10 protein-coding genes are annotated in these 10,958 nt (G+C 71.1%); 5 read left to right on the top strand and 5 right to left on the bottom strand.

Translation table 11 applies throughout. The features are described 5' to 3' along the window. Positions 1-71 precede the first annotated feature (71 nt). On the bottom strand, positions 72-272 hold the full coding sequence (locus C4313_RS09460; protein ID WP_352429618.1) for a hypothetical protein: 201 nt from the start codon (positions 270-272) through the stop codon (positions 72-74). A gap of 408 nt (positions 273-680) precedes the next feature. Here C4313_RS09460 and acnA point away from each other — a divergent pair, with 408 nt between their 5' ends. The 4 genes from acnA to C4313_RS09440 are packed head-to-tail and all read left to right on the top strand — an operon-like array spanning position 681 to position 6,328. Further along, positions 681-3,452 carry an aconitate hydratase AcnA gene (gene acnA, locus C4313_RS09455; RefSeq protein WP_352429617.1) on the top strand — a complete coding sequence of 924 codons (2,772 nt, stop codon included), beginning with the start codon at positions 681-683 and terminating at the stop codon, positions 3,450-3,452. A 46-nt stretch (positions 3,453-3,498) separates the two neighbouring features. Beyond that, entirely contained in the window at positions 3,499-3,930 is a 432-nt protein-coding gene (locus C4313_RS09450; protein ID WP_352429616.1) for a ferritin-like domain-containing protein, read from the top strand. A gap of 16 nt (positions 3,931-3,946) precedes the next feature. Beyond that, positions 3,947-4,945, top strand: coding sequence for a DNA polymerase III subunit delta' (holB, locus tag C4313_RS09445; RefSeq protein WP_352429615.1), 999 nt, complete (start codon positions 3,947-3,949; stop codon positions 4,943-4,945). A 12-nt stretch (positions 4,946-4,957) separates the two neighbouring features. Next, positions 4,958-6,328: a glycoside hydrolase family 10-like protein gene (locus C4313_RS09440; RefSeq protein WP_352429614.1), complete on the top strand. Its 1,371-nt coding sequence runs from the start codon at positions 4,958-4,960 to the stop codon at positions 6,326-6,328. On the opposite strand, the gene C4313_RS09435 is transcribed toward C4313_RS09440, so the two are convergent. The 4 genes from C4313_RS09435 to pheA all read right to left on the bottom strand — a co-directional run bounded on the left by C4313_RS09435 (position 6,292) and on the right by pheA (position 10,371). Further along, a complete protein-coding gene (locus C4313_RS09435; RefSeq protein ID WP_352429613.1) occupies positions 6,292-7,059 on the bottom strand; it encodes a WecB/TagA/CpsF family glycosyltransferase in 768 nt (255 codons plus the stop codon). The genes C4313_RS09440 and C4313_RS09435 overlap by 37 nt on opposite strands. A 205-nt stretch (positions 7,060-7,264) precedes the next feature. Beyond that, positions 7,265-8,098: a prephenate dehydrogenase gene (locus C4313_RS09430; protein WP_352429612.1), complete on the bottom strand. Its 834-nt coding sequence runs from the start codon at positions 8,096-8,098 to the stop codon at positions 7,265-7,267. Between the two features lie 6 nt (positions 8,099-8,104). After that, positions 8,105-9,115, bottom strand: coding sequence for a 3-deoxy-7-phosphoheptulonate synthase (aroF, locus tag C4313_RS09425; RefSeq protein WP_352429611.1), 1,011 nt, complete (start codon positions 9,113-9,115; stop codon positions 8,105-8,107). Continuing rightward, positions 9,112-10,371 carry a prephenate dehydratase gene (pheA, locus tag C4313_RS09420; RefSeq protein WP_352429610.1) on the bottom strand — a complete coding sequence of 420 codons (1,260 nt, stop codon included), beginning with the start codon at positions 10,369-10,371 and terminating at the stop codon, positions 9,112-9,114. The genes aroF and pheA overlap by 4 nt, the downstream gene beginning before the upstream one ends. 359 nt (positions 10,372-10,730) lie before the next feature. On the opposite strand from pheA, the gene C4313_RS09415 reads away from it, so the two are divergent. Continuing rightward, positions 10,731-10,958, top strand: a 228-nt coding sequence (locus tag C4313_RS09415) for a hypothetical protein (RefSeq protein ID WP_352429609.1), incomplete at its 3' end; no start/stop codon positions are given.

Raw genomic sequence — 10,958 nt, 5'->3', positions numbered from 1 at the left:
AGGGCGTCCGCCTCCAAGGCCGCCGCCAATTCCCCGCTCTCGGCCTCGAAGAGCAGGACCACAAAGCGGGTTCACCCCCCCACCGTGGTGTAGGCCTTCCGCCCGACGTAGCCGAGGCCCGGCCCGCCGGCAGCCATCCCGTGGAGGGCTCCGCCGGGCCAGCGGACGCGGCGTCGGGGCTGGTTGGCGGCCTGGCCGGCGGCCTGGGCGCGGAAGGCCTCCTCTATGGAGAGCAGCGCTGTCACATCCGCCTCACGCAGGAAAAGGGGCATGGCATTCCCTTGCTCCAATGGGGAAGGAGCGCCCGGCGGCCCATTCCCAACCCCAGCGGAAGAGCCCGACAGTGACCATGTCCATAGACGATCCCTGGCTCGCCGACCCGTTCCACCCGCGTGATGCCAGCCCGGCTGGCCAGAGCGGCGAGGTCCAGGGAGGGCGGAGCGGTGAAGCGGAGACGCCGCTCAGCCTTCAGGGAACGGATCAGATTCCTTGGCGTGTCCATGGCCACGATGCGTCCCTGGTCGGTGATCGCCACGGATCTGCCTGGGACTGGCGGTGGAAGATGATTATACCTGGAACGGATGGACGGCCTCGGTCTTCTGTGACACGCCCGCTGCTTTGTGCTATGATGGATCGAGGGTCCCCGAAGGGCCTCATGGATCCTCGCGAGGGGGCGTGGCATGTCCCGGAAGGATCGCTTCGAGGCGAAGGCGCTGCTCCCGACGGCCGCCGGGACGGTAGTCTACTATCGGCTCGGGCGGCTGGCCGAGTTGGGCGTGGGCGACCCCGCCCGCCTGCCGTTCTCGATCCGCGTGCTCCTGGAGAACCTCCTCCGCCATTGCGACGGGCAACTGGTGAGCGAGGAGGACGTCCTGGTCCTGGCCCGCTGGAGCCCCCAGGACCTCCCCGATCGCGAGATCCCCTTCATGCCCGCCCGGGTGCTCCTCCAGGACTTCACCGGGGTCCCGGCAGTGGTGGACCTGGCGGCCATGCGCGCGGCGGTGAAGCGTCTGGGGGGCGATCCTCGGCGGATCAACCCCCTGGTCCCCGCTGACCTGGTCATCGACCACTCGGTGCAGGTGGATTTCTTCGGCACCGAACGGGCCTTCTTCCTCAACGTGGAGAAGGAGTTCGAGCGCAACCGCGAGCGCTACATGCTGCTGCGCTGGGCCCAGAAAGCCTTCCGGAACTTCCGGGTGGTGCCCCCCGGGACCGGCATCGTCCATCAGGTCAACCTGGAATACCTGGCGAGGGTGGTCCAGACCCGCGAGGTGGACGGCGAGATTGTGGCCTTCCCCGACACGCTGGTGGGCACCGACTCCCACACGACGATGATCAACGCCCTGGGGGTGTTGGGCTGGGGGGTGGGCGGCATCGAGGCCGAGGCGGTGATGCTGGGCCAGCCTTACTACATCCGGCTGCCTGAGGTGATCGGCGTGCGGCTGACCGGCCGGCTGCCGGAGGGCGCCACGGCCACCGACCTGGTCCTCACCATCACCTACCTCCTGCGCAAGAAGGGGGTGGTGGACAAGTTCGTCGAGTTCTTCGGCCCCGGCCTGTCGTCCCTGAGCCTCCCCGATCGGGCCACCATCGCCAACATGGCGCCGGAATACGGCGCCACGTGTGGGTTCTTCCCTGTGGACGCGGAGACCCTGGCCTACCTGCGGGGCACCGGCCGCGACCCGGCCCTGGTGGACCTGGTGGAGCGCTACACGAAGGCCCAGGGCCTGTTCTATGACGGCGCCGGCCCCGACCCGGTCTACACCGAGGTGGTGGAACTGGACCTCTCCACGATCGAACCCACCCTGGCGGGGCCGCGCCGCCCCCACGACCGGGTGCCCCTACGGGAGATCAAGCGCCAGTTCTGGGAGAGCCTCACGACCATGCTGCCCGCTGCCTCCCCTGGTCACGCCCAGGCCCTGGGCCGGCTGGAGGGGGAGGGCGGGTCCGCCCCGGCGGCGACGGCCGTCTCCGCTGCCCCCTCGGCCCCGGCCGTCTGGGTGAGCATGGACGGCCAGATGGTGGCCCTGGGGCACGGCTCGGTGGTCATCGCGGCCATCACCAGCTGCACCAACACCTCCAACCCCTCGGTGATGATCGGCGCGGGGCTGCTGGCCCGCAACGCCGTCAAGCGGGGGCTGTCGGTCAAGCCCTATGTGAAGACCAGCCTGGCGCCGGGCTCGCCGGTGGTGATGGATTACCTGCAGCAGTCCGGCCTGATGCCCTATCTGGAAGCCCTGCGCTTCCACGTGGTGGGCTTCGGCTGCACCACGTGCATCGGCAACAGCGGACCGCTCCCCGAGGCCATCGCCAAGGCCCTCCGGGAGCACAACCTGGTGGCCGTCGCCGTCCTGAGCGGCAACCGCAACTTCGAGGCCCGCATCCACCCGCTGGTGCGCGCCAACTACCTGGCCTCGCCGATGTTGGTGGTGGCCTACGCCTTGGCCGGCCGCATCGACATCGACTTCGAGAACGAGCCCCTGGGCTTCGACCCCAACGGGCAGCCGGTCTTCCTGCGGGATCTTTGGCCCTCCCCCGAGGAGATCCAGCGGGTGATCCGGGAGAGCCTGGACCCCGAGGCCTTCCGCGCCCGCTACGCTCGCGTCTTCGAGGGGGACGAGCGGTGGCAGCGTCTCCCCGTCCCGGAGGGGGACCTCTACGAGTGGGACCCGAACTCCACCTACATCCAGGAGCCGCCCTTCTTCCAGGACTTCGCCCGGGAGCCGCCGCCGCTGCAGGACATCCGCGGAGCGCGGGTCCTGGCGGTGCTGGGGGACACAGTCACCACCGACCACATCTCGCCGGCGGGGAGCATCGCCCCCAACAGCCCGGCGGGCCAGTATCTGATCGCCCGGGGGGTGCCGCCCGCCGAGTTCAACACCTACGGGGCCCGGCGGGGCAACCACGAGGTGATGATCCGGGGGACCTTCGCCAACATCCGCCTGAAGAACCTGCTGGTCCCCGGGGTGGAGGGCGGCTACACGGTGTATCTCCCCACTGGGGAGCGCATGACCATCTACGAGGCGGCCATGCGCTATCGGGAGGCGGGCGTCCCGCTCCTCATCCTGGCCGGCAAGGAATACGGCAGCGGCTCCTCCCGGGACTGGGCGGCCAAGGGGACGGCCCTCCTGGGGGTGAAGGCGGTGCTGGCGGAGTCCTTCGAGCGCATCCATCGCAGCAACCTCATCGGCATGGGGGTGTTGCCGCTTCAGTTCCTGCCCGGCCAGAGCCGGGAGTCCCTGGGCCTGACGGGCTTTGAGGTCTACGACATCCTAGGGATCGCCCAGGGCCTGCGGCCGCGGCAACGGGTGACGGTGCGGGCCCGACGGGAGGACGGGAGCGAGGTGGTCTTCGAGGCCATCGCCCGTCTGGACACGCCGGTGGAGGTGGAGTACTACCGCCACGGCGGCATCCTCCCCGCTGTCCTGCGGCGGATCCTGGGGTCGGCCTGAGCCGGACGCCGGCCGCTCCCCATCTTACCGCACAAGGGGGTTCGCCATGAGCGAAGCGCTGACCCGCTTGATCGAGGGGCTCAACCGCGACCTGAACGCGGAACTCAACACCATCCTGCGCTACATCCGCCACGCCAGCGTGCTCAAGGGGTTGGCGGGGCACGAGGTGCGGGAGCTCCTCCAGAAGGAAGTGATGGATGAGGTCAAGCACGCCATGTATCTGGCCGATAAGATCGTGGCCCTGGGCGGCACCCCCCGGGTCGAGCCCCAGGCCCCCGCGGAGGTCTTCGACTGGCGGGACGTGCTGGAGGATGCCTTGCGGTTCGAGCGGGAGGCCATCGCCGGTTATCGGGAGCGGGCCGCTCAGGCGGAGGCGGTCGGCGACGTCGGCCTCAAGGCGACCCTGGAGGCGTTCGCCGAGGACGAAACCCGCCACAAGGACGAGAGCGAACGGCTGCTGGGCGGTCCGGCCTTCTGACCGCTCGAGGCCATCCATGGCGGAAAGTCGGGCCCTCCGGCTGGAGGCCTTCGTGGTCGGCCACGGGCCGGCCGTGCGCCGCCTCGCCCGCCAATGGGCTGAGGGCCGCATCACCCACGCCTACCTGTTCACCGGTCCGCCCCAGGTCGGCCGGCGGACCTTGGCCTGGGCGTGGGGGATGGCTCTGCTGTGTGCCGCGCCGGAGCCGCCCTGCGGCGCGTGCCGGTCGTGCCGGCGGATGCAGGAGGGCCATCACCCCGACGCCCTCCTCATTGCCCCAGAGGGGAGCAGCCTGAAGATCGATCAGGTTCGGGAGGTGCAACGGGCCCTCGCGCGCACCCCCGTGGAAGGCCCTTACCGGGTGGTGGTCTTCGATGGGGCGGAGCAGATGACCACCGAGGCGGCCAACGCCCTCCTCAAAACCCTCGAGGAGCCGCCCTCCTACGCCGTGCTCATGCTCATCGCGCCGTCCCCAGAGGCTCTGCCGCCTACCGTGGTCTCCCGCTGCCAGGTCTTCGCCCTCGACCCCCTGCCGGTGGCCGAGATCCGAGCGGCCCTGCAGGCGCGGTGGGGGGTTCCCCCGGAGATGGCGGATCCATTGGCCCGGCTCTCGGGCGGGCGGATCGGCTGGGCGGTCCAGGCGGCCCAGGACCCCGAGATCCTGGAGCAGTATGCGGAGCGCCTCCGCCAGATCCAGGGGCTGATCCCCCAGGGACGGGTGGAGCGTTTCGCCTTCGCCGCCGACTTGGCTGGCGCCGACCCGGAGCTCCGCGCCGCCTTCTTGGAGACCGCAATGGCCTGGTGGCGCGATGTCCTCTATCTGGCCAGCGGGGTAGACCTTCCCCTGACCCACCGGGAGCACCGGGAGACGCTCCAGGCGGTGGCGGAACGGGTCGGCCTGGAGGGGGCCCGTCGGGCCCTGGAGGCGACCCGCTGGGCATGGCGGGCGCTGCAGCGCAACGCCAACGCCCGTCTGGCCTTGGAGGCGATGTTCCTGGACTGGCCGCGGGCCTGAGGGGAGGAGCGGATGAACCGGCGGAGAAGCCTGGCGCTGGGGTTGTTGCTCCTGTTGGTCGGGCCCGGGCAGGGAGCTGGGTTCTGGGCCCCCGCTCCGACGGACGTGGAGAACGCGCTCTGGTATCTCCGGAGCGGCTACCGCCCGCCGTCGGTGGAGGGCCGGGGAGTTCTCCCCAGCCGCCCCGCGGCTATCGGCCCGTATCGGACGTATCTGCCGCTGGTCCGTCGCGCGGCCCGCCCGGAGTTCCGAGCCCTCTGGGTGACCCGCTTCGACTGGACGCGCACCGACGGGACGTGGGCCCGCCCGGAGGCCCTGGTGGCGATCGCCGACCGGGCGGCCGCCGCCGGCTTCAACGTGCTCCTCTTCCAGGTCCGTGGAGTGGGGGATGCTTATTACACCCCGGGCCTGGAGCCGTGGGCGGCCCACCTCACCGGGACCGTCACCCGGACCCTGGGGACCTCCCCCGGCTTCGATCCGCTGCAGGTCCTCCTGGAGGCCGCCCATGCCCGCGGCCTTCAGGTTCACGCCTACTTGAATGTCTACCCGACCTGGACGTGCGGCGTCGGGGCCCCGCCGGATCCGGTGAACCCGCCCCATCCCTTCTGGACGTTCTCCCGCACCAACGGAGTCTCCTGGAGCGCCTGGCGGGTTCACGATGCCACGGGGACCCCCATGAACCTGATGACATGTAGCGCCTACCTTTGGGCGACCCCCGCCTGGCCCGGCGTGCGCGCCCACGTGGTCCGGGTGGTGCAGGACCTGGTGACCCGCTATCCGGTGGACGGGGTGCACCTGGATCTGGTCCGCTACCCGGGCCGGGGTTACTCCTATGATCCGTTCACGCCGCCCTTCAGCAATCCCACGGACCGGGCGAACTGGCAGCGGGAGCAGGTGAACACCATGGTCCGAGAGGTGGCCGCGGCGGTGAAAGCCGTTCGGCCCCGGGCGTGGGTGACGGCCGCTGTCTGGGGAGTTTATCGGAACCGGTGGGGCTGGCCCGGTTTCACCGAGGGGTATTCCGACTACTACCAGGACTCCAAGCGCTGGCTGCGGGAGGGCTGGGTGGACGCGCTGATGCCGATGATCTACCCGGCGGGCCCCTCCGGCGACTGCCCGGACCGCACGGTCTGGACCCTGGATCGGTTCCGGACGCTGGTGGCGGATTTCCTGGCCGACGCCGGCGGGCGCTATGTCTTTCCAGGGATCCACGGCGGGTATGCCTGCTTCCAGGACATCCAGGATCGCATCGAGGCGGCCCGGGCGCTGGGAGCTGCCGGGCACGCCATCTTCGCCTACGGGCCGGTGAGCCTCCGGGGCTACTGGGAAGCCTTCGCCGCCCGCGTCTACCCGACGCGGGCCCCGGTCCCACCCCTCCCATAGCGGGCGCGGAGGACGTCGAGGACGAAACGGGGCAGCACCCGCATCCGGCGCCAGCGCCACGGCTGGCGCAGGAGGCGATACAGCCACTCCAGGCCGGCCTCTCGCATCCAGCGAGGGGCCCGCGGGACCACCCCGGCCAGGAAGTCGAAGGCCCCGCCGACCCCCATAGCTACCGGGATCTGGAGGTCCGGCTGATATCGGGCGATCCATAGGTCCTGGCGGGGGGCGCCGTAGGCCACGAAGAGCACGTCGGGCCGGGCCTGGCGCAGCCGGGCCAGGATCGCCGGGGCCTCCTCTGGCCGGGGGGATCCGGCGAAGGTGCCGACCACGGGGAGGCCGGGGTAGCGTCGGCGCAGGGTCTCGGCGGCCCGCTCGGCCACGCCGGGGGCGGCCCCCAACAGAAAGAGGCGCCAGCCCTCCTGGGCCGCCCGGGCGGCGATGGCCTCCATCAACTCCACGCCGGGCACCCGCTCCCGCAACGGCTGCCCGAGCACCCGTCCGGCCCACAGCAGCCCCACCCCATCGGGCACGTTCAAGTCCGCCTGCTCCAGCACCTGGAAGAAGGCCGGGTCCCGGCGGGCGTGCATCACGAACTCCGGGTTGACCGTGCAGATCTGATGGGGGCCGCCGGCGGCGAGGAAGGCGGCGACCCGCTCCAGGGCCTCGGCCATGGTCACATCGTGGACCCGCACCCCGAGGATGCGGCGGACCGGCGGCTCTGCCCGCGGCATTCGGCGCCTCCGTCTTCAGCCTTTGGGCTCCGGAAACAGCGTGCCATCGTTCGGCGCTCCGGACAAGATCCCGTCGGGAACTGCTTCACCGGCCGCCTCCGCTCCGATGGAGCGGATCCTGTTTTTGTTCATCCCTATGCGGGCGTCATTGGGGAAGGGCCGGAAAGTTGGGAAAAAGAGGTCAAAGGGGGCGCGGTTTTTGAGATTAGAACCGGAGGGAACGGCGGCGGGCGGACAGGGCTTCCCATTCCGGCGGCAGGAGGGGCGGGTTCGCCCGCAAGTGGGCGCGCCACCGTTCCAGGGTGGCGATCAGCCCGTCCAGGGCGGCCACTACCTCGTCGGCGTTGCTGCGCACCGCCTCGCCCATCATCCGCAGGTCGCTGGCCGCCACCCGCGTGGCGTCCCGAAAGCCCGAAGCGGCCATCTCCCACAGGACGGGATCCCGGGCCGCCTCCCCCACGGCCATCAACGCCAGGGCCGTCACGTAGGGGAGATGGCTGATCCAGGCCACCCGCCGATCGTGGCTCTCGGCCTCCATCCACATGGGACGGGCGCCCAGGGCCCGCACCAGTTCCTCGGCCCGCCGCGCCGCCTCCGGGGTGGTGCGGGCGGTGGGGACCAGGATGAAGGGCCGGCCGAGGAAGAGCCCAGGGTCGGCGGCGGCGAACCCTGAGACCTCCTTGCCCGCCATGGGGTGCCCGCCCACAGCCCCCACCCCTGCCGGCAGCCGGCCCATGGCCGCCACGATCCGCCGTTTGGTGCTTCCGGTGTCGAGGATCACCTGCCCTGGCCGCCATGGGAGGGCTTCCAGCAACCCCTCGATGGCCCCCACCGGCGCGGCCAGGATCACCCCGTCGGCCGCCTGCGCCAGCGCCACCGGATCCAGCACCGCCTCGAAGATCCCGGAGCCCGCCGCTTGTCGGCAGGGCTCCGGGTCCACGTCGGCCCCCAGCACCGGCATGCCTTGCTGCGCCAGCCGGCGGGCGATGGATCCGCCGATCAACCCCAGGCCGATCACGCCCCAGCGAAAGCCATCCATCGCGGCTTACCCGTGGAGTTCCCGGAGGGCGCGGGCGACGGCGCGGACCTCCTGGACCAGTCGGGCGAAGGCCTCCGGGGAGAGGGACTGGCGGCCGTCGGACCAGGCGGCCTCGGGCCGGATGTGGACCTCGATCAGCAACCCGTCGGCTCCGGCGGCGATGGCCGCCCGGGCAATGGGCCGCACATAGGCGGCGTCCCCCGTGCCGTGGCTGGGGTCCACCAGCACAGGAAGATGGCTCAGTTGCTTGACCACCGGGATGGCGTTGATGTCTAGGGTGTTGCGGGTTGCCCGTTCGAAGGTCCGGATCCCCCGCTCGCACAGGATCACGTGGAAGTTGCCGTAGGCCATCACGTATTCGGCGGCCAGCAGCCACTCCTCGATGGTGGCGCTCATTCCCCGCTTGAGGAGCACCGGCTTCGGCTGGCGGCCGGCGGCCTTCAGCAGGCTGAAGTTCTGCATGTTGCGGGCGCCGATCTGCAGGACGTCGGCCACCTCGGCCACCAGAGGGACCTCCTCCGGGGACATCACCTCCGTGACCACCGGGAGGCCGGTGGCCGCCCGGGCCTCGGCCAGCAGCTCCAGGCCCGCGAGGCCCAGGCCCTGGAAGGTGTAGGGGGAGGTGCGCGGCTTGAAGGCCCCTGCCCGCAGCATGTGGGCGCCCGCCTCCCGGACCGCGTGGGCGGTCTCCAGCAGTTGGGACCGGGACTCCACGGCGCAGGGGCCAGCGATCAGCACCGGCTCCTCTCCACCGATGAGGACCTCCCCCACCCGGATCTGGGTGCCCTCCGGCCGATAATCCCGGGCCGCCAGTTGAAAGGCGTGGCGAACGGAGATCACCCGTCGGATCCCCGGCCAGGCCTGCAGCTCCCGGGGGTCCAACCCCCTCTCGTCCGGGCACACCAACACCGGCTGGGGGCCGTGCACCCAGTGCACCGGCTTGCCGCGGGCCTGCAGGTGCTCGATCAGACGTTGCACGGCGCGCGGGTCCACATCGGCAGTGCATTCCAGGATCATCGCTCCCCTCCCTTTTCCTCAGGCTCGGATGCGGCCCATGGGCCCTCGGCGACCGGATAGGAGCCCAGGAGCTTCACGAACGAGGCACGCTGGAGCAGCCCCAGCAGGGCCTCCTGACAGGGGGGGTCCTGCCAGTGGCCCTCAAAATCCACATAGAAGACGTATTCCCACGGGCGTCCGCGGCGGGGGCGGGATTCCAGCTTGGTGAGGTTGATCCCCCGGGCGGCGAACTCCCCCAGGCAGGCGTGCAAGGCCCCGGGGACGTGTCGGGTGCTGAACACCAGGGAGGTCTTGTGGCGGGCGCCCCGGGGCGGCTCCTGGGTGCTCACCACGACGAAGCGGGTGGCGTTCTCCGGCTCGTCCTCGATGCCCTCGGCCAACACCGCCAACCCGTAGCGCTCGGCCGCCAGGCGGCTGGCGATGACGGCGACCCCGGGCTCGGGCCGCTCCGCCAGCATCCGGGCACTGCCGGCCGTGTCGTGGACGGCCAGAGCCTCCCAACCGTGCCGCTCGATGAAGCGGGCACACTGCTCCAGGGCCTGCGGATGGGAGCGGACCGCCCGGATGTCCGACAGCGTGGTCCCCGGGGGGGCCAGCAAGCAGTGGCGGACCCGCAGGATCACCTCCCCCCAGATCCGCAGGTCCCGATCCAGGAGCAGATCGTAGACGGCGTTGATGGAGCCGGCGGTGGAGTTCTCAATGGGCAGGATCCCGAAGTCGGCCTGGCCGCTCTCCACCGCCTGGGCCACCTCGGCGAAGGTGCGGCACGGCAGCAGCGCGAGGCCGGGCCCGAAAAAGCGCAGGGCGGCCTCGTGGGAATAGGCCCCCGGTTCCCCCTGGAAGGCCACCCGGGGGGCCGGCGGCACTGGGGGCGGGTCCGGGTCGGCCGCCGGACCTGGCCCGATGGCCAGGTCCGGCCGCAACCGCTGGGCCTCGCCCAGGTAAACCGGAACCGGGCGGAAGGGCCGCCGCGGCTGGACCAACAGGAGGACCCGGATGCAGCGAGGCAGGCTTTGGGGGACGGGGATCTCCTGGGCGCAGAGCATGGGCACCTGGTCCCAGCCCATCTCCCGGGCCACGGTAGCGGGGAAAGCGGCGGTGAGATCCGGCGTGGCCGTGAACCAGGCGGCCACGATCTCCTCGGGGCTGAGGCGGTTGGCCCGAGTCAGAGCATCCAGCAGCCGGCGGGTGGCGGAGGCGATGGCCTCGGGCGTGTTTGCCTCCGCAGTGACAGCGCCGCGCACCCCGTAGAGCATCGATGCCCCCCCGAAAAAGCCATCGGCGCGGGGGCTCTGGGGAGCCGCTCCGCGCCGATGGGTGAGGATCGTTGAGGTGGAGTTACACCATCACGTCATCCCCGCGAGCGGCCCCGCCGGACGCGCGGCAAAGTAAAAGTAATACCGCCAGTAGCCCAGACGGACGCTCGCGGCACCGACCTGCATCGCCAGGACCCTCTCCGCTTCTCCGAGTTTGGCCTTAGATTATATGAGGATGGGCCGATCTGTCAAGTCCCAGCGTGGGGGCCCAAGGTCCTCACGAGCGTCGCCAGGGATGAGGGTGCAGCGGGGCCCCCACCTTGCCTACCACCTCTGCCTCGGCGTCTGGGGAGGCGATGATGGATCAGAATCCGCAGCGGTGGATCCGAGCCCATGAGGTCGGGGAGTATGGGTTTTGCGCGCGGGCATGGTGGCTCCGCCGGCAGGGCCATCGCCCGGCGGGGGCGGCGGCGCGGGAGGCTGGCTGGCGCTTCCACCGTGCCTATGGCCGGCGACGGCGCTGGGCGGATCGCCTGCTGCGGATGGCCCTGGGGCTGGCCCTGGCCGCCCTGGCCGCCCTGGGCGCG

The sequence above is a fragment of the Thermoflexus sp. genome (assembly GCF_040289485.1).
Lineage (GTDB): Bacteria > Chloroflexota > Anaerolineae > Thermoflexales > Thermoflexaceae > Thermoflexus.
This window is presented reverse-complemented; position numbering and strand designations above follow the sequence as displayed.

Excerpts from the sequence above, each read along its gene's own strand:
- C4313_RS09460 (WP_352429618.1), bottom strand. The coding sequence starts at position 272 with ATGCCCCTTTTCCTGCGTGAGGCGGATGTGACAGCGCTGCTCTCCATA.
- acnA (WP_352429617.1), top strand. The coding sequence starts at position 681 with ATGTCCCGGAAGGATCGCTTCGAGGCGAAGGCGCTGCTCCCGACGGCC.
- C4313_RS09450 (WP_352429616.1), top strand. The coding sequence starts at position 3,499 with ATGAGCGAAGCGCTGACCCGCTTGATCGAGGGGCTCAACCGCGACCTG.
- holB (WP_352429615.1), top strand. The coding sequence starts at position 3,947 with ATGGCGGAAAGTCGGGCCCTCCGGCTGGAGGCCTTCGTGGTCGGCCAC.
- C4313_RS09440 (WP_352429614.1), top strand. The coding sequence starts at position 4,958 with ATGAACCGGCGGAGAAGCCTGGCGCTGGGGTTGTTGCTCCTGTTGGTC.
- C4313_RS09435 (WP_352429613.1), bottom strand. The coding sequence starts at position 7,059 with ATGCCGCGGGCAGAGCCGCCGGTCCGCCGCATCCTCGGGGTGCGGGTC.
- C4313_RS09430 (WP_352429612.1), bottom strand. The coding sequence starts at position 8,098 with ATGGATGGCTTTCGCTGGGGCGTGATCGGCCTGGGGTTGATCGGCGGA.
- aroF (WP_352429611.1), bottom strand. The coding sequence starts at position 9,115 with ATGATCCTGGAATGCACTGCCGATGTGGACCCGCGCGCCGTGCAACGT.
- pheA (WP_352429610.1), bottom strand. The coding sequence starts at position 10,371 with ATGCTCTACGGGGTGCGCGGCGCTGTCACTGCGGAGGCAAACACGCCC.